24 protein-coding genes are annotated in these 24,256 nt (G+C 72.4%); 6 read left to right on the plus strand and 18 right to left on the minus strand.

What is annotated here, in order from left to right; translation table 11 throughout:
- Positions 1–350 precede the first annotated feature (350 nt).
- From V6V47_RS22640 to nadD, 5 genes are all read right to left on the minus strand, one after another.
- The gene (locus tag V6V47_RS22640; protein WP_334630312.1) at positions 351–1,124 is read right to left on the minus strand and encodes an SDR family NAD(P)-dependent oxidoreductase; all 774 of its coding nucleotides are present in this window, start codon (positions 1,122–1,124) and stop codon (positions 351–353) included.
- Positions 1,121–1,984 carry a DegV family protein gene (locus tag V6V47_RS22645; protein ID WP_334630313.1) on the minus strand — a complete coding sequence of 288 codons (864 nt, stop codon included), beginning with the start codon at positions 1,982–1,984 and terminating at the stop codon, positions 1,121–1,123. Before V6V47_RS22645 ends, V6V47_RS22640 begins: the two co-directional genes overlap by 4 nt.
- 48 nt (positions 1,985–2,032) lie before the next feature.
- Positions 2,033–2,692, minus strand: a complete 660-nt coding sequence (locus V6V47_RS22650) for a histidine phosphatase family protein (RefSeq protein ID WP_334630314.1) — start codon at positions 2,690–2,692, stop codon at positions 2,033–2,035.
- Positions 2,689–3,096: a ribosome silencing factor gene (rsfS, locus tag V6V47_RS22655; protein WP_334630315.1), complete on the minus strand. Its 408-nt coding sequence runs from the start codon at positions 3,094–3,096 to the stop codon at positions 2,689–2,691. The genes V6V47_RS22650 and rsfS overlap by 4 nt, the downstream gene beginning before the upstream one ends.
- Before the next feature lie 110 nt (positions 3,097–3,206).
- Positions 3,207–3,803 carry a nicotinate-nucleotide adenylyltransferase gene (gene nadD / locus V6V47_RS22660; protein ID WP_334630316.1) on the minus strand — a complete coding sequence of 199 codons (597 nt, stop codon included), beginning with the start codon at positions 3,801–3,803 and terminating at the stop codon, positions 3,207–3,209.
- 115 nt (positions 3,804–3,918) lie between these two features.
- Here nadD and V6V47_RS22665 point away from each other — a divergent pair, with 115 nt between their 5' ends.
- The gene (locus V6V47_RS22665; protein ID WP_334630317.1) at positions 3,919–4,578 is read left to right on the plus strand and encodes a PadR family transcriptional regulator; all 660 of its coding nucleotides are present in this window, start codon (positions 3,919–3,921) and stop codon (positions 4,576–4,578) included.
- A 155-nt stretch (positions 4,579–4,733) separates the two neighbouring features.
- A complete protein-coding gene (locus tag V6V47_RS22670; RefSeq protein ID WP_334630318.1) occupies positions 4,734–5,948 on the plus strand; it encodes an FAD-dependent monooxygenase in 1,215 nt (404 codons plus the stop codon).
- 48 nt (positions 5,949–5,996) lie between these two features.
- On the opposite strand, the gene pepN is transcribed toward V6V47_RS22670, so the two are convergent.
- Complete coding sequence (pepN, locus tag V6V47_RS22675; protein WP_334630319.1) at positions 5,997–8,513, minus strand: aminopeptidase N; 2,517 nt, start codon at positions 8,511–8,513, stop codon at positions 5,997–5,999.
- 74 nt (positions 8,514–8,587) lie between these two features.
- Between pepN and V6V47_RS22680 the strand changes: the two genes are divergently transcribed.
- The gene (locus V6V47_RS22680) at positions 8,588–8,806 is read left to right on the plus strand and encodes a DUF397 domain-containing protein (RefSeq protein WP_334630320.1); all 219 of its coding nucleotides are present in this window, start codon (positions 8,588–8,590) and stop codon (positions 8,804–8,806) included.
- Positions 8,807–8,869: 63 nt separating this feature from the next.
- Here V6V47_RS22680 and V6V47_RS22685 read toward each other — a convergent pair whose 3' ends face one another.
- On the minus strand, positions 8,870–9,259 hold the full coding sequence (locus V6V47_RS22685) for a hypothetical protein (protein ID WP_334630321.1): 390 nt from the start codon (positions 9,257–9,259) through the stop codon (positions 8,870–8,872).
- 250 nt (positions 9,260–9,509) lie between these two features.
- Between V6V47_RS22685 and V6V47_RS22690 the strand changes: the two genes are divergently transcribed.
- Positions 9,510–10,484 carry a glycosyltransferase gene (locus V6V47_RS22690; protein ID WP_334630322.1) on the plus strand — a complete coding sequence of 325 codons (975 nt, stop codon included), beginning with the start codon at positions 9,510–9,512 and terminating at the stop codon, positions 10,482–10,484.
- Between the two features lie 63 nt (positions 10,485–10,547).
- On the opposite strand, the gene V6V47_RS22695 is transcribed toward V6V47_RS22690, so the two are convergent.
- From V6V47_RS22695 to V6V47_RS22705, 3 genes are read right to left on the minus strand one after another with little or no spacing between them, the layout of a single operon-like run.
- On the minus strand, positions 10,548–11,219 hold the full coding sequence (locus V6V47_RS22695) for a DUF3618 domain-containing protein (protein ID WP_334630323.1): 672 nt from the start codon (positions 11,217–11,219) through the stop codon (positions 10,548–10,550).
- Complete coding sequence (locus V6V47_RS22700) at positions 11,216–11,683, minus strand: phage holin family protein (protein WP_334630324.1); 468 nt, start codon at positions 11,681–11,683, stop codon at positions 11,216–11,218. Before V6V47_RS22700 ends, V6V47_RS22695 begins: the two co-directional genes overlap by 4 nt.
- A 31-nt stretch (positions 11,684–11,714) precedes the next feature.
- Positions 11,715–12,500, minus strand: coding sequence for a hypothetical protein (locus V6V47_RS22705; protein WP_334630325.1), 786 nt, complete (start codon positions 12,498–12,500; stop codon positions 11,715–11,717).
- A gap of 228 nt (positions 12,501–12,728) precedes the next feature.
- Between V6V47_RS22705 and V6V47_RS22710 the strand changes: the two genes are divergently transcribed.
- Positions 12,729–13,220, plus strand: coding sequence for a DUF4383 domain-containing protein (locus tag V6V47_RS22710; protein WP_334630326.1), 492 nt, complete (start codon positions 12,729–12,731; stop codon positions 13,218–13,220).
- Positions 13,221–13,299: 79 nt separating this feature from the next.
- Here the strand turns inward: V6V47_RS22710 and V6V47_RS22715 are convergent, their stop codons facing one another.
- The 8 genes from V6V47_RS22715 to V6V47_RS22750 form a co-directional block, all read right to left on the minus strand.
- On the minus strand, positions 13,300–13,749 hold the full coding sequence (locus V6V47_RS22715) for a GNAT family N-acetyltransferase (protein ID WP_334630327.1): 450 nt from the start codon (positions 13,747–13,749) through the stop codon (positions 13,300–13,302).
- Between the two features lie 70 nt (positions 13,750–13,819).
- Positions 13,820–15,295, minus strand: coding sequence for a GTPase ObgE (obgE, locus tag V6V47_RS22720; protein WP_334630328.1), 1,476 nt, complete (start codon positions 15,293–15,295; stop codon positions 13,820–13,822).
- 90 nt (positions 15,296–15,385) lie between these two features.
- Complete coding sequence (gene rpmA / locus V6V47_RS22725) at positions 15,386–15,640, minus strand: 50S ribosomal protein L27 (protein ID WP_074313740.1); 255 nt, start codon at positions 15,638–15,640, stop codon at positions 15,386–15,388.
- Positions 15,641–15,651: 11 nt separating this feature from the next.
- Positions 15,652–15,966: a 50S ribosomal protein L21 gene (rplU, locus tag V6V47_RS22730; RefSeq protein ID WP_074313742.1), complete on the minus strand. Its 315-nt coding sequence runs from the start codon at positions 15,964–15,966 to the stop codon at positions 15,652–15,654.
- 167 nt (positions 15,967–16,133) lie between these two features.
- Complete coding sequence (locus V6V47_RS22735) at positions 16,134–16,646, minus strand: hypothetical protein (RefSeq protein ID WP_334630329.1); 513 nt, start codon at positions 16,644–16,646, stop codon at positions 16,134–16,136.
- 115 nt (positions 16,647–16,761) lie between these two features.
- Positions 16,762–19,809, minus strand: a complete 3,048-nt coding sequence (locus tag V6V47_RS22740) for an Rne/Rng family ribonuclease (RefSeq protein ID WP_334630330.1) — start codon at positions 19,807–19,809, stop codon at positions 16,762–16,764.
- Between the two features lie 131 nt (positions 19,810–19,940).
- Positions 19,941–20,660, minus strand: coding sequence for a TIGR03936 family radical SAM-associated protein (locus V6V47_RS22745; RefSeq protein ID WP_334630349.1), 720 nt, complete (start codon positions 20,658–20,660; stop codon positions 19,941–19,943).
- Positions 20,661–20,766: 106 nt separating this feature from the next.
- On the minus strand, positions 20,767–22,743 hold the full coding sequence (locus V6V47_RS22750) for a TIGR03960 family B12-binding radical SAM protein (protein WP_334630331.1): 1,977 nt from the start codon (positions 22,741–22,743) through the stop codon (positions 20,767–20,769).
- A gap of 159 nt (positions 22,744–22,902) precedes the next feature.
- On the opposite strand from V6V47_RS22750, the gene V6V47_RS22755 reads away from it, so the two are divergent.
- Positions 22,903–24,252: a hypothetical protein gene (locus tag V6V47_RS22755; RefSeq protein ID WP_334630332.1), complete on the plus strand. Its 1,350-nt coding sequence runs from the start codon at positions 22,903–22,905 to the stop codon at positions 24,250–24,252.
- The last annotated feature ends 4 nt before the right edge of the window (positions 24,253–24,256 follow it).

Below are 24,256 nucleotides of genomic sequence, written 5' to 3' on the forward strand. Positions count from 1 at the left end.
GCGTACCGTCTTCCCGGTCGATCCGAAGACCCGACCGGAAGCCCACAGCGTTCACCCAGCCACACCAAGGACAGAGCCCCGAGGGCACCGACGCCCCGGATCCCGCGCGAGAGACGCGTGCATCGCGTCGATCTCGGCGTGGCGGCTGAAGTAGCCAGAACCTCCGGGGGGTAGGCCCATCTGGGGCGCGCACGGAGGCTAACACAGCGGGCCCGGCAATCTATGACCTCAGGCGAGGCCGCAACTTCGGGGATATTGCTGCTTCACGACCGCCGGATACCCAACATCCCCGATGTTGTGCTGATCGTGCGGCCTCGGAGCGGCACCGCCGCACGAATAGCGGCAGCGAGTCAGCGGGCCTCCGGGTCGAGGCCGAGCACGGCTCGTCCACCGTCCACCGGCAGAGTCACCCCGTTGATGAAGCTCGCCGCCGGCGACAGCAGGTACGCGACCGCCTCGGCCACCTCGTCGGAGCGCCCGATCCGGCCCACTGGGTGCAGCCGGTTCAGCTCGGCGTCGATCCACTCGGCCTGGGAGGGCTCCTGCGCAGCCAGGAAATCGGCGTGCCGCTCGGTGGCGATCGAGCCGAGCGCGACCGCGTTGGCGCGGATTCCGTGTCGTCCGTACTCGACTGCCGTCGCCCGCGTCAGCCCCTCCACGGCGGCCTTCGCCGTCGCGTACGGCAGCGCGCCCGACACCGGCCGGCGGGCCTGGTGCGAGGAGACGTTCACGATGGCTCCTCCGCTGCCGGCGGCCAGGAACCGGCGGACCGCGACCGCGACGCCCACCACGGCCGGGCGCAGGTTCTGACCGATCAGGTCCAGCACCGTGCTGGCCGACGACGAGTGCAGCGCGGCGTCCCGGAACACCGCCGCGTTGTTCACCCAACCGGTCAGGGGTGCGGCGCGTTCTGCCAGCTCGGCGGCCCGCTCGGCCACCCGCTCGTCCCCGGCGTCACCAACCGCCGCGATCAGCCGGTCCGCGGCCGGGTGCCCGGCGAGCCAGTCCAGCGCATCGGCGTCGCGTTCCATGACGACGACGGTCGCACCGGTCGCCACCAGCCGTTCCACGACGGCCCGGCCGACGCCGCGACCACCCCCGGTGACCACACACGAGGTGGTCACAGCACTAGACCCTCCGGCCGGCGGTGGACGACCACGCAGGCCAACCCCGGGCCGGCGTGCGCGGCGACGACCGCGCCAGCTTCGGAGACGTACGTGTCGTGCAGGCGGTCACCCAGCCGCTCGGTCAGGGCGGCGCGCAGCGCCTCAGCCCGCTGCGGCGCGGCCAGGTGGTGCACCCCGAGGTCCACATCGGCCTCACCGGCCGCCTCGACCGCCAGGTCGACCAGTCGGGCCACTCCCCGGCTGGCGGTACGCACCTTCTCCCGCAACACGATCGCCCCGTCCGGCATGTGCATGATCGGCTTGACCGACAGGGCGGTGCCGAGCAGCGCCTCGGCCGCGTTGATCCGGCCGCCTCGGCGGAGGAACTCCAGCGTGTCGACGTAGAACCAGACCGTGGTCCGGGCGACGGCGTCGAGCGCGGCGTCGCGTACCCCTGCCAGGTCGGCACCGGCCTCGGCGGCCGTGGCGGCCGCGATGGCCGGGAAGCCCAGCCCCATGCCGGCCGAGCGGCTGTCCACCACCTCGACCCGGCCGTCCAGATCGGCGGCGGCCAGCCGGGCCGCCTCGACCGTGCCGGACAGGCCGGCGGACAGGTGCACCGAGACGATCCCGTCGGCACCGGCGTCGAGCAGCCGACGGTACGTCTGGGCGAACTGCTCGGGAGCGGGCCGGGAGGTGCTCGCCGTGACCCGTCGGCCGCTCAGCGCCAGCGTGGCGTCGGCGGGCTGGGTCTCCACTCCCTCCAGCCCTTCGGCGCCGTTGAGCACGACGGTCAGCGGGACGACGGTCAGCCGGTGCGCCTGCACCAGCTCAGGCGAGAGGTAGGCGGTGGAGTCGATGACGACCGCGACGGGCATGCCCGGCACGCTAGCGGATCGGAGCACCCGACGCCGAGGCGAGAGTGCTCAGATCGCTTCGACGACTGCCGGAGCGTTGACCAGACCGACGTTGTGCGCCCGCAACTGCCAGCCCCGCACGTCCTGCGGCCGCCCGATGGCCGGCGCACGGGCCGAGCTGAGCAGCTCGGTCCAGTGGCAGTTGGCCAGCGAACCGATGGTGCGCAGCACGGCCGGATCCCAGCCGAGCAGGTGACCGACGCCCTGCCGGGAGCCGCCGCCGTGGGTGGCGACCACCACGGTGCCGCCCGGCGCCAGGTCGGCCGCCTCCCGGAGTGCCATGCCGACCCGTTCGCCGAGGTCGTGCAGGGGCTCCAGGTCCGCGCCCGGATCCGGGTCGCCGGCCCGCCAGCGGGCGTACTCCTCGGGGAAGCGTTCGGCGACCTCGGTGAGGTGCAGACCCTGCCACTGGCCGAAGTGCCGCTCACGCAGCCGCGCGTCGGTGCGAACCGGCAGCCCGGTGAGCGCGGCCAGCGCGGCGGCGGTGTCCGCCGCGCGGCTCAGGTCACTGGCCACGATGGCGTCCGGCCGCAGCGCCGCGAGCAGCGGCGCGGCGGCACGGGCCTGGTCACGACCAAGGTCGTTCAGGGGTACGTCGGTCTGCCCCTGCACCCGGTTGGCGGCGTTCCAGTCGGTGTTGCCGTGCCGCCAGACGATCAGTCGGGTCATTCGGCTGCGGCGGACCCGCCGGCCTCGGCCTCGACCAGGTCGCGGTCGACGAACGGGATGGTGGGGCAGTCCTTCCAGAGCCGGTCGAGCGCGTAGAACTCGCGCTCCTCGGTGTGCTGGACGTGCACCACGACGTCGACGTAGTCGAGCAGGACCCAACGGCCGCCGCGCTCACCCTCGCGCCGCAGCGGCTTGGCCTTCTCCGGCAGCTCCAGGAGGCGCTCCTCGATGGCGTCGACGATGGCCAGCACCTGACGCTCGTTCGGGGCGGCGGCGAGCACGAACGCGTCGGTGATGGCGAGCTGGTCGCCGACGTCGATGATGGTGATGTCCTCCGCCTTCTTGTCGGCGGCGGCCTGTGCGGCGGCGATCGCCAGCTCGTGAGCGCGTTCGGAAACTGTCACCGTTCTCCTTAGATCAACCGTGCGATCCTCCAAGCGTCTCATACCCGCCGAGGCTCCGACTTGTGAGTTCTGGCCGATTACCGGCACGAAAGCGGCGATACCGGGCGCGATCAGCTCTGATACAAGCTCCGCTTGGCGATGTACTGCACCACACCGTCGGGCACCAGGTACCAGACCGGCTCACCCCGGGCCACCCGGGCGCGGCAGTCGGTCGACGAGATGGACATCGCCGGCACCTGGATCAGGCTCACGGTGTCCGCCGGAAGGTGCTTGTCGGTCAGCGGGAAGCCGGGCCGGGTCACCCCGATGAAGTGGGCCAGCTCGAAGATCTCTTCCAGGTCTTTCCAGGACAGGATGCGCTGCAGCGCGTCCGCGCCGGTGATGAAGAACAGCTGCACCTTGGGGCCGTACTCGGCCTGGAGGTCCCGCAGGGTGTCCACCGTGTAGGTGGGCCCGATCCGGTCGATGTCGACCCGACTGACCTGGAAGCGGGGGTTGGACGCGGTCGCGATGACCGTCATCAGGTACCGGTCCTCGGCGGGGCTGACCGGCTCGTCGGCCTTCTGCCACGGCTGCCCGGTCGGGACGAAGACCACCTCGTCCAGGCCGAACCGGTCCGCGACCTCGCTGGCCGCGACCAGGTGCCCGTGGTGGATGGGGTCGAAGGTGCCACCCATGATCCCGATCCGCCGGATGTCTTCCTCCACCCCGTGATCGTAGGCCGGCCGAACCGGCCCGCCGGCTCGGCCCGGGGGTCGCGACCCAACCACTCGTCGGCATATACTCGTCAGCAAGTAATCGGGCACGAGGGAGAGGGGCGGCATGCCGAAGCAACGCAAGGTCGGCAATCTGCTGGCGCTGGCCGTGCTGTCCGCCCTGGTCCAGCGGCCGATGCACCCGTACGAGATCGCCACCGCACTGCGTTCCTGGGGCAAGGACCAGGACATGGAGTTCAAGTGGGGGTCGTTCTACACGGTGATCCGCAATATGGACAAGCACGACATGATCGAGGCGGTGGAGAGCGTTCGCGAGGGCCGACGTCCGGAACGCACCGTCTACCGCATCACCGACGCGGGGCGGGCCGAGCTGGTCGACTGGGCTCGCGAGCTGGTCTCCACCCCGATGCCGGAGCAGCCCCGCTTCCGCGCCGGCCTGTCCGTGCTCGCCGCGCTGCATCCCGACGAGGCCACCGAGCTGCTGCGGCAACGGCTCGACCTGCTGGACGACGCGATCCGCCAGGACCGGGCCACGCTCGACGGGCACCTGCGGGAGGTGCCGCGGCTGTTCCTGGTGGAGTCGGAGTACGACCTGGCGCTCCGGGCCGCGGAGGCGGCCTGGCTGCGCACCCTGCTCGCCGAACTGACCGCGGGCACCTACCCGGGGCTGGACAGCTGGCGGGCCTACCACGAGACCGGCGACGTGCCGGCGGAGCTGACCGAGCTGGCCGAGAGGACCGGCCGCCCAGAGCACGACACCGACTGACGGACGGCTCCGGCGGGGTGCGCCAACACCCCGCCGGAGCCCTTACCTCGAACCGACACCTGGGAAGGCACCCGGCCCGAAGCGGCAACCACGAGGATAACCGGGCTCCCTCCCAGGTCGGTCGCCTGCGACCGCACACCCCAGGGGAGAAGAGCATGACCACGGCACGAACCGCGATCGTCATCGGCGGCGGCATCGCCGGCCCGGTGACCGCGCTCGCACTGCACCGCGCCGGCATCACCGCCACCGTCCACGAGGCGTACCCCGCCACCGCCAGCGGTGCCGGCGGCATCGGCGGCACCCTCGCGCTCGCGCCCAACGGCGTGGCCGCCCTGCGCGCGGTCGGCGCCGACGAGGCGGTGACCGCGATCGCCACCCCGATCCGGCGTACCGCCATGGCCGTCGGCCACCGCCACATCGACCTGCCCACGCTGGCCGGAGTGCCGCCGCTGCGGGTGGTGCACCGGGCCGAGCTGCACCGGGTGCTGCACGACCGAGCGGTCGCCGAGGGCGTCCCCTTCGCGTACGGCAAGCGGCTGGTCGACGCCCAGCAGACCGACAGCGGCGTCACCGCCCGCTTCGACGACGGCACCACCGCCACCGCCGACGTCCTGGTCGGTGCCGACGGCGTCCGGTCGACGGTCCGCGGTCTCATCGACCCGGCCGCGCCCGGCCCACACTTCACCGGGCTGCTCGGCTTCGAGGCGGTGGCCCGACACGAGGTGGACGCCGAGCCGGGCACCATGACCTTCGCGTTCGGGCGACGCGGCTACTACCTCTACTGGCCGGAGCCCGGCGGCGGCACCCGGTGGGGCGTCAACCTGCCACAGCAGCGGCCGATGAGCCTGGTCGAGGCCCGCGCGGTGCCCGCGACGGAGTGGCTGAGCAGGCTGCGCACCGCCTACGGCGACGACGACCCGGGTCGGGAGCTGATGCGGACCAGCAGCGCCGACGAGCTGCAGGTGACCGGGTCGTTGCACATCATGCCGCCCGTACCGCACTGGCACCGGGGGCGGCTGGTGCTGGTCGGCGACGCGGCGCACGCGCCCTCGAACAGCTCCGGGCAGGGCGCGTCGTTGGCCATCGAGAGCGCCGTGCAGCTCGCCCGCTGTCTGCGCGACCTGCCGGACGTCGGGTCGGCCTTCGCCGCGTTCGAGAAGCTGCGCCGCGACCGGGTGGAGAAGGTCGCCGCCCGCGCGGCGCGGATCAACCACACCAAGGCACCGGGGCCGGTCGCCCGGACGCTGCTGCCGCTGATGATGCCGCTGCTCGTCCGCACGGCGATGAACCCGGAGAAGACGGTCGCCCACGAGCAGCGTTACGTCATCGACTGGGACGCCCCGGTCACGACCGAGCCCGCGCTGCGCTGAGCACCGGGCGCGGGGTGGCCTCATCGGCCGCCCCGCGCCCGGGTGGTCTCACGCCGAGGCGGCGGCCACCGCCGTCCGGGCGACCAACGCGCGGCGGAGGTCGTCGTCGGCGTCGGTGACCACCCGACGCAGGCCGGGGGTCAGGTCGTCGCGGGCCAGCAGCGCCGCGGCCGCCTCCCGGGTCGGCTGCGCCACGGCGTAACGGGGAAAGGCCAGGGTGGCCACCCGGTCAGCCGTCCAGGGGGTACGCCGCCGCGCGGCCGCCGGCATGTCGGCGAAGTACCGCTCGACGTACCCAGAGGTCAGCTCGACGTGGTCGGGGTGCCAGAACCCCTCGGCGGTCGCCTCCAACAGCCGGTTGGACAGCTCGGTGCTCGACACGATGATCTCCCAGGCCGCCTCCTTGGCGGCCGGGTCGGGCAGGCTGGCCCGGCAGCGGGCGGCCCGCTCCGCGCCGGTGGCGCTGGGGTCGGCGGCCGCCTCCACAGCGATCTCCGCCTCGCCGGCGGCGCCCAGCACCACGAGCTGGCGCAGCACCGCCCAGCGCAGCTCCGCGTCGACCGCCAGCCCCGCCGGCACGGCCCGGCCGGCGAGCCAGCCGGTGAGCAGGTCCACATCGGTGGTCGCGGCGATCCAGCCCCGCGCGGCGGCTAGCTGCAACGACTCCCCCGCCGCTGCACCATCGAGGAGTTGCCAGCAGGTGCTGGCCACCCGGGCCAGCGCCGCGGACCGGGCCAGGGGCTCGAGGTAACGGTCGACCAGCGACCGGCTGAGAGTGAGCACGTCCTCTGCGATGATCACCTCGGTTTCGGCGGGCAGCGCGGCGACCATCAGGTCGACCAGACCGGCGACCGGCCGCTCCCCGTCGGTCGCCGCGTCCAGCGCCGCACCCCACAGGAGCGCCCGCGCCAGCGGATCGGCCAGGCCGGGCAGCACCAGCGGTACGGCGTCCGCGGATGCCGGATCGAGGCGCACCTTGGCGAAGGTGAGGTCACCGTCGTTGGGCAACAGCAGCTGGGCTGCCGGGGCGCCGGTCAGCTCGTCGAGCACGGTCCGCCCGCCGTCCGTGTCCGGGTCGAGGGCCACCTCGGCGCGCTGCACGGTGCCGTCCGCCGAGTAGCGACCCACACCGATCCGGTGCGGGCGCAGCACCGGGTGCGACTCGGGCGCGGTCTGCACCACGGCCACCTCGGTGTAGCGGCGGTCGGCGTCGACGGTGACCTCGGCGCGCAGCGTGTTGACCTGTGCCTGACGCAGCCACCGCTCGGCCCAGCCGGAGAGGTCCCGGCCGCTCGCGGCGCCGAGGCTGGCCAGCAGGTCGTCGAGGGTGGCGTTGCCGAAGCGGTGCGCGGCGAAGTGCGCGTTCAGGCCGGCGAGGAACGCCTCGTCGCCGAGCCATGCGACGAGCTGCCGCAGCACGCTGGCGCCCTTGGCGTACGAGATGCCGTCGAAGTTGAGCAGGCCCTCGTCGGTGTCGGCCACCTCCGCCGGGGCGACCGGGTGGGTGGAGGGGCGCTGGTCGGCGGCGTACCCCCAGGCCTTGCGGCGCATGGCGAACGTGGTCCACGCCTGGTCGTGGCGGGTCGCCTCGGCGGTGACCCGCGTGCCCAGATACTCCGCGAAGGACTCGTTGAGCCAGAGGTCGTCCCACCAGCGCATGGTGACCAGGTCGCCGAACCACATGTGCGCCATCTCGTGCGCGATGGTGCAGGCCCGCTGCTCGCGTTGGGTGTCGGTGACCGCCGAGGTGAAGACGTAGTCGTCGCGGAAGGTGACGATGCCCGGGTTCTCCATTGCGCCGGCGTTGAACTCGGGCACGAAAGCCTGGTCGTACTTGCCGAACGGGTAGCGCTCGGTGAAGAGCTCGTGGAACCGGTCCAGGCACTGCCGGGTGACGGTAAAGATCTCCTCCGCGTCGGCGTCCAGGTGCTCGGCGAGCGACCGTCGGCTGTAGATGCCCAGCGGCACGCCGTCGTGCTCGGCCCGCCGGACGTGGTACGGACCGGCGATCAGCGAGAAGAAGTAGGTGGCCAACGGCGCGGTCGGGGCGAACTCCCAGCGCCCGGGCGCGGGGTTGGCGGCCACCTCGGCGTTGCTGGCGACCGTCCACTCCACCGGTGCGGTGACCGTGAGCGTGAACGGCGCCTTGAGGTCGGGCTGGTCGAACGCGGCGAAGATGCGCTGCACGTTGTCGAGGAAGGTCACCGCGTAGAGGTAGGTCTCGCCGTCGGCCGGGTCGACGAAGCGGTGCATCCCCTCCCCGGTGTTGGAGTAGGCCATCTCGGCTTCGACGACCAGAGTGTTGTCGGCGACCAGGTCGGTCAGGGACAGCCGGTTGTCGATCAACGCGTCGGGGTCGATGTCCAGGTCGTTGAGGCGGACCGCCAGCAGCTTGGCGGGTTTGACCTCGGCGAAGGTCGCGGTGCCGGGGGTCGCCCGAAACCGGATCTCGACACGGGAGCGGAACAGCCCGCCGTCGGCGGTCAGGTCGAGGTCCACGTGATAGGACTCGACAGTAATCGCCGCGCCACGCGCGGTCGCCTCTACACGGGTCAGGCTCGGCATCCGCTTATCCTGCCCGATGGGGATTTGTACATGGCCCCCAGACAACCCTCGGCACGGCACTGGAGGAAAGAACAATGGCGCAACACCCCAAGGGCGACTTCGACCTCTCCCGTGCGGTCTGGCAGCGGGCCGAGGGCGACACCTCGGGCAGCGCGGTCGAGGTCGCCTTCGTCGACGACCTGATCGGGATGCGCAACTCCGCCGAGCCGGACGGCCCCGTGCTCGTCTTCAACCAGGCCGAATGGGACGCATTCGTCGCCGGTGCGCAGGACGGGGAGTTCGACCTGGACTGACGCGCCCCCGGCCCTGCGGGGACGATGTCGCGGGCGGCACGCCGCCACCCGCGACACCCCCGGTCAGGCATCGCCGTCGCCCCAGCCGAGGCCACCGGGGCCCGGGGCGTGGTGGAAGCCGGGATGGTGGGCCACGTCGGCGCAGTGCTCCCCGTCGGGGCCGACCGCCCCGCAGAACAGTCGCTCGGCCCGGTGCCACGCGTCGGCCGGCGACAGGGCCGCCGCGCCGAGCGCCAGCTCCGGGCGGAGCAGGCTCAGCGCCTCCGCGTACGCCACGGCCAGCTCTCGCGCGTCGGCCGCGCCCGGCGCGGTGAAGCCCAGGTGCACGGTGAAGAACCGCGGCGGCCGGGGCGGCCGCCGGGGCGGCGCGATCAGCGGCCCCGCATCCCGGCCTCCGCCGAGCGCGAGCACCGCCCGGCGCTGCCGCCAGTACGGCGATCTGTTGTCCCGCATAACGCCCTCCCCCGTGGTCGTGGCCGTCGGCCCACCAAGAGCCAACCAGGTCCCGTCGCCCCTGGGAGGGGCCAGCCAACCGGGGATTCAGAAACGGCAACCGGGGTAGTCATACCCCTGCCCACCCCCTCGCCGATCTTGCAGTTCCGGCCCCGGCAAGAAGGACATGACGGGTCATGACAGGGGCAGAAAGTGCAAGATCGGCAAGCTCGGCGAGTTCGGGGACGCGCGGGTGGCGGGGAGGTGTGCGGTGACGGAGGGGGTCGCGGGCCTCTTGCCGATCGCGTACGTGCTGCCACTGCGGTGGAGCACCGACGCCGACCTGGCCGAGCTGACCGGGTACCTGCGCTGGCTGGCGGGTCGGGTCGAGGTGACCGTGGTCGACGGCTCGGCACCGGAGCTCTTCGCCCGACACGCTGTCGCGTGGCGAGGGCTGGTCCGACACGTTCCGCCCGACCCCGCCACGCGTGGGTTGAACGGCAAGGTGACCGGGGTGCTCACCGGTGTCCGCGCGGCGGGCCACGAGCACGTGGTGATCGCCGACGACGACGTCCGGTACGACGACGACGCGCTGCGCGCGGTGGACCACCTGCTGGGCCGGGTGGACCTGGTCCGCCCGCAGAACTACTTCGCACCGCTGCCCTGGCACGCCTGGTGGGACACCGGCCGGACGCTGCTCAACCGTGCGCTCGGCGCGGACTACCCGGGCACCCTGGCGGTGCGCCGCAGCACGTTCCTCGACATGGGCGGCTACGACCCGGACGTGCTCTTCGAGAACCTGGAGCTGATCCGTACCGTCCGGGCCCACGGCGGCACCGAGGCGGCCCCGGCCTGGCTGTACGTACGCCGGCTGCCGCCAGACGCCGCGCACTTCCGCGGCCAACGGGTCCGCCAGGCGTACGACGATCTCGCTCTGCCGGCCCGCCTACTGACCGCGCTCGCGGTCCTGCCGGCGCTGGCGGCGGTGGTCGCGGCCCGTCGGCCCGGGTTGCTGATCGGCGCGGTGGCCGGCACCGTCGCCCTGGCCGAGCTGGGTCGCCGACGCGCTGGCGGCGGCGCTATCTTCCCGCCGAGCACCGCGCTGGCCGCCCCACTCTGGCTGCTGGAACGCGGCGTCTGCGGTTGGCTCGCGGTCGGCCAGCGTCTCCTGTTGGGCGGGGTGCGCTACGGCGAGACCCGCATCCGGCGGGCCGCCCACCCCACCTCCGCCCTGCACCCCCGCTGACAACGCGACAGCTCGCGGGCACCGGAGCGGTGGCCGCGAGCTGTCGGAGTGGAGCGTGGGCGATCAGGTACGGGACGGCTGGGCCTGGTCCTTGACGTCCTGCACGGCCGACTTCGTGTCGTCCTTGACGGTGTGCACGGCGCCCTGCGCGGTGGACTTCACCGACTCGGCGGCGTGCTGGGCCGGCTCGCGCAGCTCGTCCTTGAGCTCGCTCGCCACCTCGCCCAGCTTGTCCTTCACCGCACCGCTGTGCTCGCTGACCTTCTCCTTGACCTGGGTCGCCGCCTGCTGCTCCCGGCGGGACGCCGGGATGAGCGAGGAGGCCAGCCAGCCGACTCCGAACGCGATCAGCCCGGCGGCCAGCGGGTTGCCCTCGGACTTCCGCCGGATCACCCCGGGTGCCCGGTGGGCGGCGTCGCCGACGGTCGAGGCCGCCGAGTGCGCGGCGTCGCTGACGCTGGAGGCCGCTGAGTGCGCGGCGTCGCTGACGCTGGAGGCCGCCGACGAGGCGCGGTCGCCCACCGACTGGGTGGCGTGACCGGTGCCGTGGCCGAGGTCAGACGCGGTTCCCATGACCTTGTCCCTCACATTCTGCAGCGCGGCGCGGGCCCGCTGCTTGCGGTCGTCGACGATGCGGCTGGGGCTGACCTTGTACGCCAAGGCATCCACATCGGAGCTGAGGCTGTTGCGGGTGGCTTCGATCTCCCGGCGGATCTGATCGGGATCGGTGCTCATCGGGTGACTCCCTCCGGGTGTGGTTTGAGCGCGTCGGGGATCCGCTGCACGCTTTCGTTGGTCTGCTTGAGCCCGCGTACGTGCTCGGCGTTCTTCTTCGCCATGGAGTAGAGGACCGCCGCGATCGCGGCCCAGAGAACGGCCACGATCAGCCCGGCCCAGCCAGCGTCCATGACGTTGGACAGCCCGGCCCAGAGGGCCAGCGAGAGGAAGAGCGCCACCATGTAGGCGCCGAAGCCGGCACCGCCGAAGAGTCCGGCGGCCTTGCCGGCCTTCTTGCCCTCCTGGCGGATCTCGGCCTTGGCCAGCTCGAGTTCCTGACGCATCAGCGTCGACAGGTCAGTGGTGACCGAGCGCATCAGGTCACCGAGGGAGCTGCCCTTCACCTCGGCCGCGGTGTGCGGGGCACCCGCGTCGGGGTGGTACCCGGAGTCCAACCCGGACCCCTGCGTCGGCATGCTCATGCCGTCGCCTCCCTTCGGATCGTTCGGCGGCTCACGGGCGGTTGGTGCCGCTGGACGGCACGCCGGGCAGCGGGTCGGTCTGGGTCACCGGCGGCAACGGCTGACCGGTGCCGGCCGGCTCGGTGTAGCCGCCCTCGGTGGGATCGGCGTAGCCGCCCGGGGTCGGCTCGGCGTAGCCGCCGGAGGTCGGGCCGGCGTACGTGCCGGCATCCGGTACCGCGCGGGGCGCCGGCGGCGTCGGGATGACGTCGGTCCGCTCCGGGTCGTACGCCCCGCTGCCGCGGTAGCTCGGGGAGTCGCTGCCGGAGTGGTCGCCCGCGTCGGAGATGCTGCGCGTCAGCCGGCCGGCCAGCACGCCGAGCACCGCCGCGCCGACGAGGAAGGTGCCCGGGTTGCGGCGCGCGTAGCTCCGCACCTCGTTGATCAGGTCACCGGGCTGGCGCTCCTCCAGCCAGCCGGCCGCGCCGTGCACCCGGTCGGCGGCCTGACGGGCCAGCTCACTGACCGGCCCGGCCTGGCCACCCTGCTCGGCCATCGAGCGCATCTCGTCGGCCAACGAGCGCAGCCCGCCGACGGCGCGGCGCTGCTGCTCACCCGTCTGGTTGGCGAGCTGGGTGCGGGCCTCCCCGTACAGGTTGCGGGCCTGCCGGGCCGCCTCGCGGCCGACCTCGGTGCCCTGTTCCTTGGCGGTCTGCGCGACCGCGCCACCGGCGTGTGCCGCCTCTGAACCGACCTGACGGGCCTGCTCGCGCACGCCACCGCCGTTGGTCGAGTCGGGCCCGTATGTGGAAGTCGAAGGTGACAGATCGTAGGTCATGATTTCCCTTCCGCTAGGAGGTCTTCGCGGTTGTGCTGGGGGTTGTGGCCGCGATCTAGCGGCCGTCGTCAATTCACCTACCCTCCGTTCGGGGTTCCATACCTCTTCGTGCATTTATCTGCGCGACGGGCGGGACCGACCGCAAAATGAGAGATCGTCGGGCTGCGTCACGTCGCCGCCGCGGACAGTGAGATTCGCGGGGCCGGCAGATCCACGGAGGGGGCAGCGATGGCACGAGACGCGCGGGGTGGCCGACCGGCCGGCTCACGGCCGCGGGTGCAGGTGGCCGCGCTGGTCGTGGCCGGGATCTTCCTGCTCATCGGTGTCCTCGGCTACATCCCGGGCGTCACCACCGACTACGGCGAGCTGACCTTCGCCGGGCATCACTCGGAGGCGAAGCTGCTCGGGGTGTTCCAGGTGTCGATCCTGCACAACGCCGTACACCTGCTGTTCGGGCTGGCCGGTCTGGTGCTGGCCCGTACCGTCGGCGGGGCCCGTGTCTTCCTGGCCGGCGGCGGCGCGACCTACCTCGCCCTCTGGCTGTACGGCCTGGCGATCGAGGCGGTCGACGCGGAGAGCGGCGCGAACATCCTGCCGATCAACGAGGCCGACAACTGGCTGCACCTGGCGCTCGGCTTCGGGATGCTCGCGCTCGGGCTGCTGCTGTCCAATTCGGCGGGCACCGGCGGCCGGCTGGACAACCCGGCCGACCGCCACTGACCTGCTGGTTTGGCGGTCCTGGCGACGCGGATGTGGCGGTGGGCGATCCGCGAACGAGGGCGCTGCTGCCGGGCGGCCGTCAGGCCGCGACCGGCAACCGCTTGGCGAAACAGACGCTGTACGGGTTGTCCACGTACTCCCCGTAGACCGGGATGGGGTCGTAGCCGCTTGACGTGTACAGCCCGACCGCGGCCGGCAGGTAGGTGCCGGTCTCCAGGCACACCATCGAGTGGCCCTGCCGGAACGCCAGCTCCTCCAGCGCGGCGAGCAACTGCCGGGCGATGCCCCGCCCCCGGTACGCCGGCCGGACGTACATCCGCTTGACCTCGCCGGTGGCACTGTCGACCGACTGGAGCCCGCCGCAGGCGACGGCCCGCCCGTTCACCACCACCGCGAGGTACTGGATGTCGTCGTGTGTGACGGTGACCTGGCCGTCCAACCCGCCATCGGCTTCGCGCAGCTCACGCTGCTGCGCGAGGACCAGGGCGGCGATCTCGGGATCGATGACGGGACGGAGTTCGATCAGCATCACCCCACGCTAAGGGTGATGGATTTCGCGAAGGTTTCCGGAAATCAACCCAATCACGGAGCGCAACGAACTACTCGGCGTCGGCCTCGTCCTCGAAGTCGTCGTCGATGTCGTCGCTGGCGTCCGCACCCACCTCGTCGGCCGACCGCACCCGGCGGGCCTTGCGCGCGGCGAGCCGGTCCGCCGCCGACGCCCGGTTCGACTTCTCCTCCAGCCGGATGTCGGTGCCCCGGTTGCCCGGGGTGAACTCCACACCCGCGTACAGGGTCGGCTGCCAGTCGAACTCGCGCGCACCGATCCGGACCAGGTCACCGGGCTGCGCGCCGGCCTTGGCCAGCTTGTCCTCCACCCCGAGCCGGGCCAGCCGGTCGGCCAGGTAGCCGACCGCCTCGTCGTTGTCGAAGTTGGTCTGCTTGACCCACCGCTCGGGGCGTACGCCACGGACGGTGAACGAACCGTCGGCGTCGGCCTCGATGGTGAACCCGGCGTCGTCCACGGCCATCGGCCGGATCACGATCCGGGTCGGCTCGGCCGGCGGTGCGGCCTTGCGGGCCGCCTCGACCTGCTCGGCCATCGCGAAGGTCAACTCCTTGAGCCCTTCGCGGGTCGCGGCGGAGACCTCGAACACCTGGTAGCCGCGCTCCTCCAGGTCGGGTCGCACGATCTCGGCGAGGTCCCGACCGTCCGGCACGTCGATCTTGTTGACCGCCACGAGTCGCGGCCGGTCGGCCAGGCCGCCGTACTGGGACAGCTCGGCCTCGATGGTGTCGATGTCGGCGACCGGGTCGCGGCCGGGCTCCAGGGTCGCCGAGTCGATGACGTGCACCAGCACCGCGCAGCGCTCGATGTGTCGCAGGAACTCCAGGCCCAGCCCCTTGCCGGTGGCGGCGCCCGGGATCAGGCCCGGCACGTCGGCGACGGTGAAGGTGTGGTTGTCCATCCGGACCACGCCGAGGTTGGGCACCAGGGTGGTGAACGGGTAGTCGGCGATCTTCGGCTTCGCGGCGGAGATCACCGAGATCAGCGACGACTTGCCGGCCGACGGGAAGCCGACCAGGCCCACGTCGGCGACGCTCTTCAGCTCCAGCACCACATCGAGCTGGTCGCCGGGCTCGCCCAGCTCGGCGAAGCCGGGCGCCTTGCGCTTCGCGTTGGCCAGCGAGGCGTTGCCCCGCCCGCCGCGCCCACCGCGAGCCACCTCGAAGGTGGTGCCGGCGCCGACCATGTCGGCCAGCACGGTGCCGTCGGAGGTCTGCACGACGGTGCCGTTGGGCACCTTGAGCACCAGGTCCTGGCCGTTGCCGCCGTCCCGGTTCGACCCCGCGCCACCCTTGCCGTTGTCGGCCTTCACGTGCGGGCGGAAGTGGAAGTCGAGCAGCGTGGTCACCTGCGGGTCGACCACCAGCGAGACGCTGCCGCCGTGCCCGCCGTTACCGCCGTCCGGACCACCGAAGGGCTTGAACTTCTCCCGGTGGATCGAGACACAACCGTGCCCGCCATCGCCGGCCTGCAGATGCAGGACGACCCGGTCAACGAACGTCGCCACGACGTCAATCCTTCCAGCGGGGTCCGACCCCGCGCGTGAAAAAGCTAAGCGGGCCGGGACCAGAGGTCCACGGCCCGCTTAGCCCGAGAACTACTGCTGCGGAACGATGCTGACGGTCTTGCGACCGCGCTTGGTGCCGAACAGGACCGCACCGGCGGACAGCGCGAAGAGCGTGTCGTCGCCACCACGGCCGACCAGGTCACCGGGGTGGAACTTGGTGCCACGCTGGCGGATGAGGATCTCGCCGGCGCTGACGACCTGACCACCGAAGCGCTTCACGCCGAGTCGCTGGGCCGCGGAGTCACGACCGTTACGCGAGCTGGACGCACCCTTTTTGTGAGCCATTGGAGGACGACCTACTTCCCGCTGGAGATGCCGGTCACCTTGACCTGGGTCAACGGCTGACGGTGACCCTGGCGCTTGTGGTAGCCAGTCTTGTTCTTGAACTTGTGGATCTTGATCTTCGGGCCCTTGGTGTGCGCGGCAATCTCGCCGGACACCGCGACCTCGGCAAGCTTCGCCGCGTCGGTCACCAGGTCGTCACCGTCGACGAGGAGCACCGCGGTGAGCTTCACCGCGTCACCGGGAGCACCGGTGAGCTTCTCGACCTCGATCACGTCGCCCTCGGCGACCTTGTACTGCTTGCCGCCGGTCTTGACGATCGCGTACATCGGAGGCGGACTCCCTGTCGTTGAGGCTGCTGGCGGTTGTCCCCGCGGCGGCTCGCCGGGTAGCAGTGGCACGGCGGCGCGGGCACACGGGAACTCGGCACACCAAAAGTGCGCCGCAGGCAAGAGTACGCCATGGCTGGCCCGGACCCCAAACCGGCCCGCCCTGGTCAGCGCGCGCAGAGCTGCTCGAGGCGCTGCTGAAGCCGGTCCAGCTCGGTCTCGTCGATCGACTCGACGTCGGCGCCCAACGTGGCGACCTCGGTGCCGATGTCGGTCAGCAACGTCTTGAGCTGCGGATCCGTGGCCTGGGCCGACTGTTCCCGCAGCGCGGTCCGCCAGCCGGCCAGCGCCGCCTCGGCCCGCTGCCGGGCGGCCTGCGCCGCGGCGTTGTCCCCGGCACCGACCGCGGCGATCATCTGACCCAGCTCCGCCACGTACGTCCGGACGGCGGCGGTGCCGGCCTGCTGCGCGGAGGCGCAGACCTGCTCGGCGTTCCCGCCCGCCGCGCCACCACCCGCCGGCGTACCGGTCGAGGCGCCACCGGCACCGGTGGCCGGGGCGGAACCCGCGGTGGTGCTCGCGCCGGCCGAGGCAGGCCCCCCGCCGCCGGACCGGTCGGCGGAGCAGCCGGCCGCGGAGAGCGTGGTGAGCAGCACGGTGACGGCGAGCAGACGACGCATGTTCTTCTCCTGACCGGGGTGGCCGATCCTGGACCGGGTGGCCGGACCGGCGAGGTCCCTCCCCCGACACATTGCCGGGGAAGGGACCTCGTCAAACACTGGGCCGGTCAGACCGTCAGGGGCGGGTACGCCGGCGCGCGCCGCCCCGGCGGGAGCGACGACGGCCCGAACCGCCCTCGGCGCTCTCCTCGTCGGCGTCGCCGTCGGCGAGCGCGTCCGGGTCGTCCGCGGCGGCCAACCGGGCCGACTCGCCCCGCTGGGCATCGGAGACCGCTGGCGCGGCAGCCGCGTCCGATTCGTAGCGGGACAGGTCGTACCCCATGGTGTCCTGGTAGTCCGCGTCCGTTTCGGCGCTCGTGTCGGTCTCGATGACCTCGACCGTGGCCCGCTCGGCCGAAGCGCTCTTGCGCGCCCGGCGACGCGAGGACGCGCTGCCCTGCTCGGCGGCGGCCGGAGCGGCGGCGGGGGCCGACGAGGCGACCGCCTTGACCTTCTCCCCCGCCCCAGCGGCACGGGGCTTCTCCGGCACCGGCTCGGTGTGGATGATGACGCCCCGACCCTTGCAGCACTCGCAGGTCTCGCTGAACGCCTCCAGCAGGCCCGCGCCGATCCGCTTGCGGGTCATCTGCACCAGGCCGAGCGAGGTGATCTCGGTGACCTGGTGCTTGGTGCGGTCCCGGCCGAGGCACTCGGTGAGCCGGCGCAGCACCAGCTCGCGGTTCGACTCCAGCACCATGTCGATGAAGTCGATCACCACGATGCCGCCGATGTCGCGCAGCCGGAGCTGGCGGACGATCTCCTCCGCCGCTTCCAGGTTGTTCCGGGTGACCGTCTCCTCCAGGTTGCCCCCGGAGCCGGTGTACTTGCCGGTGTTGACGTCGATGACCGTCATGGCCTCGGTCCGGTCGATCACCAGCGAGCCGCCGGAGGGCAGGAAGACCTTGCGGTCCAGGCCCTTGATGATCTGCTCGTCGATCCGGTACTCGGCGAAGACGTCGCTGGTGCCGACGTGCCGACGCATCCGGTCGACCAGGTCCGGAGAGACGTGCGACAGGTACGACTCGACCTCGTCGTACGACTGCTCGCCCTCGATGACCAGCTCGCGGAAGTCCTCGTTGAAGAGGTCCCGAACGACCCGGATGACCAGGTCGGGCTCCTCGTAGAGCAGCACCGGGGAACCACCCTCGGTGGCCTTGGCCTGGATGTCCTCCCACTGCGCCTGGAGCCGCTTGACGTCCCGGGCCAGCTCGTCCTCGCTGGCGCCCTCGGCGGCCGTACGGACGATCACGCCTGCGCCGTCCGGGACCAGCTTCTTGAGCACGTCGCGCAGTCGCTTGCGCTCGGTGTCCGGAAGCTTGCGGCTGATGCCGGAGGCGTTGCCGTTGGGCACGTAGACCAGGTGCCGGCCGGAGAGCGCGATGTGGCTGGTCAGCCGGGCGCCCTTGTGCCCGATCGGGTCCTTGGTGACCTGCACCAGCACCGAGTCACCGGAGCGCAGTGCCTGCTCGATCGAGCGGGCACGCCCCTCCAGGCCGGAGGTGTCCCAGTTGACCTCGCCCGCGTACAGCACCGCATTGCGGCCCCGGCCGACGTCGACGAACGCCGCCTCCATGCTCGGCAGCACGTTCTGCACCTTGCCCAGGTACACGTTGCCGGCCATCGTGCCGGAGGAGTTGCGGGTGACGTAGTGCTCGACCAGCACCCCGTCCTCCAGGACGGCGATCTGGGTACGGTCACCGCGCTGCCGGACCGCCATCACCCGGTCGACCGCCTCCCGGCGGGCCAGGAACTCCGACTCGCTGAGGATCGGTGGCCGCGTACGCCGCTGCTCCCGGCCGTCCCGCCGGCGCTGGCGCTTGGCCTCCAGCCGGGTCGAGCCGGACACGCCCTGCACCTCGTCGACGGTCCGACGCGGCTCGCGGATCTTGACCACGGTCGGCACGCCGTCGTCGGCCGCGCCCTCCGCGTCGCCAGCGCCCCGGCGACGACGACGCCGGCGACGACGGGTCAGCCCGTCCCCACCCTCGGACTCCTCGTCCTCGTCGCCCTCGGCCTCGACCTCGGCGGTCTCCTCTTCCTCGGCCTGTGCCGCCTCCTCGGACTCCTCGTCCTCGGCGTCGTCGGCACCGCCCTTGCCCCGGCCCCGACCCCGGCGGCCACGCCGCCGGCGACGGCGCGCGGCGGCGCTGTCCTCGTCGTCCTCATCCGTCTCGGCCTCGTCGGCCTCGTCGGCCTCCTCGGTCGGCTCCTCCTCGGCCTCGATCGCCTCGACCGGCTCCACCGGCTCGGCGTCGCGGCGACCGCGCCGCCGCCGGCGGGACGGCTCGGCGGCCTCTTCGACGGCCAGCTCCTCGGCGACCGGGGCGGGCTCCGCCGGTCGGGTCACCGGCACGGCGTCCGGCTGCGGCGCCATGAACAGCACGGTGGGCGCGGAGAGCGCCGCCCGCCGCCGGCGGGTCCGCGGCTGCTCCGGCTCGATGATCTCGGTCGGCTCGTCCGTGGTGCCGGCCACGGCCACGCCCGGGGGCACCTCGTCGGAGCGGTCCTGCGCACCACTGGTGCGGGCCGGCTCGACGGCGATCTCGCTCAGGTCGGGCCCGGTCGGTGTCCCCTCGACGGCAACCGGCTCCTCGACGGCGGTGGCCGGCTCGGCGGCGGGCTCCTCGACGGCGGCCGGGGTGGCCTTCTTCCGCCTGGTGCGGGTCACCTTGACCGGCGGAACCACCTCCGCGGAGGCTTCCTCGGCGGCAGCCGCGACCAGCGGCTCCTCGGCGGTCGTCTCGACGGCGGTGGCCTTACGGCGGCGTCGGGGGGTCTTCGGCGCGACGTCCTGGTCACCGGAGATCGGGGCGAAGACCTCCGCCTGCGGTGTCTCGGCGCTGCCGGTCGAACCGGTGGACGCCTCGATCGGCGCGTCGGTCCGCTCCGACTCGTTGAGCGGTGCGGCCCGACGCCGGGTCGTGCGGGCACGCCGCACCGGAGCAGCGGGCTCGGCATTCTCCGCGCCGGCCGGCTCGGCACTTCCCGTGCCGGCTGGCCCGGCGCTCTCCGCGCCGGTGGGGTTGCCGACGGCAGCGCCGTCGGCGGTGGTGCTCTGGTCAGCGGTCTCGCCGGCCGGCTGTGAACCGGGCCGTTCGCCGCCCTCGGGCTCGTTCTCGAGCATGGACGTTCTCCAGTTCTGGCTGCCCCGGGCGCGGTTGAGCGCTGCCACGCAGGGTTGCCGCAAAAGTGTTTCCGCCGGGCACGCGTGGTGCGCGACCGCCGAAGTCTGCCTGCCAGAGCACTGACCGTCGGTCAGAGCCCAACGATGGCTGCCCCGTCGCGATCCGCATCCAACGGATCCACGATCGCACCCTGCGCGGTCAGCGTGCCCTGAGCCAGCCGGGTCACCCTCGGCGAGACCGGCGGCTCCAGGTCGGCCACCACGCGGAGGCCGGAAAGGACGTCATCGGGCCGTACGGACGGGGTGACCTGCCGCACGACCAGTTCGAGTATCGCACACGGTACGGCCGGCGCCCCGGAAGGCACCGGCGTCACTGCCAGGACATCGATCGATATCACAGCCGCTCGGGCGTCGAACGTCCGTCGGCCCTGCTTGGTCATCCGCTCGACGAGCACCTCGTCGGTGGCGGTGAAGGCGTCCACGGCGGCCCGCAGCACGGCCGAGTCGACCTCCGGCAACTCGATGTGCCAGTGCGACGCCTCGATCCGCTCCGGCAGGTTGCCGCCGACGGCGATCACGGCGTCCAGCACGTCCAGGCCGGGCGACAGCGCCGCATCCAACGCGGCTCGCAGCGCGGCCGGGTCGACCGGCGCCTGGAGACCGATCTCCAGGTACTCCGCCTCGCTGGCCACCCCGGTGGGCGCCGCGCTGGCGTAGGAGATCTTCGGGTGCGGGTGGAAGCCCTGCGAGAAGGCGACCGGCACGCCGGCCCGACGCAGCGCGCGCTCGAAGGCCCGGGCGAAATCCCGGTGTGAGGTGAACCGCAGCGGCCCGCGCTTGGCGTACCGGATGCGGACGCGCTGGACGATCGGCGCCTGCCCACCCTCCGGCTGTGGTTTCTTACTGATGGTCTTGCTCCTCGGAACTCAGCACCCGGTACGGGCGGGGCCAGCGCGATTAGGCGGTGGGGGTCTTCAGGCCCTTCAGGGGGGTCAGCGGGAGGAGCTTCTTGCCGGTGGGGCCGATCTGGATCTCGGTGTCCATCGAGGGGCAGACGCCGCAGTCGAAGCACGGGGTCCACCGGCAGTCATCCTGCTCGAACTCGGTCATCGAGTCCTGCCAGTCCTGCCAGAGCCAGTCCTTGTCGAGGCCCGAGTCCAGGTGGTCCCAGGGCAGGACCTCCAGCTGGTCACGCTGCCGGGTGGTGTACCAGTCGAGATCCACCCCGAACGCGGGCAGCGTCTCGGCCGCGGCCTGCACCCAACGCTGGTAGGAGAAGTGCTCGCTCCAACCGTCGAACCGGCCGCCGTTCTCCCAGACCTTGCGGATCACCGAGCCGACGCGGCGGTCGCCCCGGGAGAGCAGCCCTTCGATGAGCGACGGCTCGCCGTCGTGGTAGCGGTAGCCGATGGCCCGGCCCAGCGAACGGTCCGCGTTGATGGCCTGCTTGAGGATCTTGAGCCGGTGGTCGATGACCTCCGGACGGTCCATCGAGGCCCACTGGAACGGGGTGTGCGGCTTCGGCACGAACCCACCGATCGAGACCGTGCAGCGGATGTCCTTCGAGCCGGTCGCGGCCCGACCAGCCCTGATCACCTCGTGGGCCATCTCCGCGATCTCGAGGACGTCCTCGTCGGTCTCGGTGGGCAGGCCGCACATGAAGTAGAGCTTCACCTGCCGCCAGCCGTTGGTGTACGCGGTGACGACGGTGCGGATGAGGTCTTCCTTCGACACCATCTTGTTGATGACCTTGCGGATCCGCTCCGATCCACCCTCCGGAGCGAAGGTCAGACCGGTACGACGACCGTTGCGCGACAACTCCTGCGCGAGGTCGATGTTGAACGCGTCGACCCGGGTCGACGGCAGCGACAGGGAGACGTTGGTGCCCTCGTACTGCTCGGCCAGGCCCGAGCACATGTCGCCGATCTCGGAGTGGTCGGCCGAGGAGAGCGAGAGCAGGCCCACCTCGTTGAAACCGGAGAACTCCAGCCCGTCGCGCACCATCTGCCCGACCGTGGTGATCGACCGCTCCCGCACCGGGCGGGTGATCATGCCGGCCTGGCAGAACCGGCAGCCCCGGGTGCAGCCCCGGAAGATCTCCACCGCGAACCGCTCGTGCACCGTCTCGGCCAGCGGCACGAGGGGCTTCTTCGGGTACGGCCAGGCGTCCAGGTCCATCGTCGTGCGCTTGTGCACCCGGAACGGCACGTCCGCCCGGTTCGGCACCACCCGCTGGATCCGGCCGTCGGGGAGGTAGTCCACGTCGTAGAAGCGCGGCACGTAGACGCTCTCGGTGCGGGCCAGCCGCAGCAGCAGCTCGTCGCGGCCGCCCGGGGAGCCCTCGGCCTTCCACTCCCGGACGATCGCGGTGATCTCCAGGACCGCCTCCTCGCCGTCGCCGAGCACGGCGGCGTCGATGAAGTCGGCGATCGGCTCCGGGTTGAACGCGGCGTGCCCACCGGCCACGATCACCGGGTCGGCGTCGGTGCGGTCGGCGGACAGCATCGGGATGCCGGCCAGGTCGATCGCGGTGAGCAGGTTGGTGTAGCCCAGCTCGGTGGAGAACGAGATGCCGAACACGTCGAAGTCGCCCACCGGCCGGTGCGCCTCGACGGTGAACTGCGGCACACCGTGCGTGCGCATCAACGACTCCAGGTCGGGCCAGACCGCGTACGTCCGCTCGGCGAGGGTGTCGGGCAGCTCGTTGAGCACCTCGTAGAGGATCTGCACGCCCTGGTTGGGCAGGCCCACCTCGTACGCGTCGGGATACATCAGCGCCCAGCGCACGGTCGCCGCGTCCCAGTCCTTGACCACCGCGCCCAGCTCACCACCGACGTACTGGATGGGCTTGGTGACCTGCGGGAGCAATGGCTCCAACCGAGGCCAGACGGAATTGGTCGCGGCCGCGCGCGGCGTCGTGGACGGGGCACTCATGATGCCCAAGGGTACGCGCCCGCCCGGTGGTGACCGCACGCACGCCGCCCGACGCCCCGATCGACGCCGATCGCCGGCGGCGCCCCCACTCCGACGCCCGGTCGGCAGCGGTGGCGACGCGGTACTAACCTCGGACCGGCGCGAGAGGAGATTGCCGCGATGCCGGAGCCCCAGCCGGGAGCAGGCCGGCCGGACGACGGGAGCACCCCGGGCACGGAGCCGGACCGGGATCCGGCGGTCGCCGACGAGTCGGCCTCCCCATCCGTACCGCCGGAGCAGCCGGACCCCTCGGACCAGCCGCAACCCTCGGACCGACCGGAACCACCGACCGACCAGACCGCCGATCCGGCGGATGGACCCGGGCCGGCGGACGAGCCGCGACCCACGCACGACTCCGGGCCGGCGGACGAGCCGCGCCCAGCCGACGGGCCCGCTGCCGACGGTACGGCCGAGGCCGCCACCGCTGCGGCCCCCGCGCCGAAGTGGAGTGGGTCCGCGCCGGTGCCACCCCCGCTGCCGCGCCGGCGGGCCTGGGGCGAGTCGGCCGAGCCGACGCCGCCGCAGCCCATCCCCGCCCAGCCGCCGGAGCACCAGACCCCGGTCGACCCGTGGGCCGGTGTGGACACCGGCAGCTGGGATCTGCCGCACGCCGAGTTGCCTCCGCTGCCCCCGACACTGTCCTACCCGACACCGCCGCAGACCCGGCAGTGGTCCGGTCCGCCCGCTCCCCCGGTCGGGCCGCACCCGCTGCCGGCCGCACCGCAACCGCCGCCGGTCGCCCGGCCGGTGTCCACGCCGCGGCCGGTGTCGCCGCCACTGCCAGCATCGCCGCCACGGCCGGTATCGCCGCCCGCGGTGCCGAAACAGCGCCGGGGTCGACGGACCGTCGCACCGCCCCCGGTGACACCGCCGCCGGGCTGGCAGCCCCCTCAGGGGTACGTGCCGGTCAAGGTTCGCCGGCGCCGCCGCTGGCCCTGGTTGCTGCTGCTCACACTGGCGTGCTGCTGCGGCTGCCCGGCCTACTACGGGACGCCGATCGCGTCCCAGTACCCCGCACAGGCGGCACTCCCCGAGCAGGTGGCCGACCTGAGCCTGCGCCGGGACGACCGAAGCGAGACCGACGCGCGGCGCCTGAAGGACGAGATGCGACAGCAGCATCTGCTGGCCGAGGACACATTCGCCGGCATCTACTCCACGGCCGACGGGAAGCGGGTGACGATCTTCGGGGACACCGGCTTCCGGTGGAACCCGGAGGGCGACGCGGATTCGGAGATCACCCGGCTCAGCGAGCGTTACAAGCTGGGCACCCCGGAGACGGTCGACACCGACGTGCGGGGGCGGCACGAACGCTGCGCCGTCGGCCGGTCCGCCGGCTCCGAGGTGGTCGTCTGCACCTCGGTCGACCACGGCAGCATGGCCACCGGGGTCTTCGCCCGACTCTCCGTCTCGGACAGCGCGGCGCTACTGGACACTCTCCGCGCCCAGATCGTCACGCCCAAGCAGAGCTGACCCG

This window comes from Micromonospora sp. CPCC 205539 (assembly GCF_036906815.1).
Classification (GTDB): domain Bacteria; phylum Actinomycetota; class Actinomycetes; order Mycobacteriales; family Micromonosporaceae; genus Micromonospora.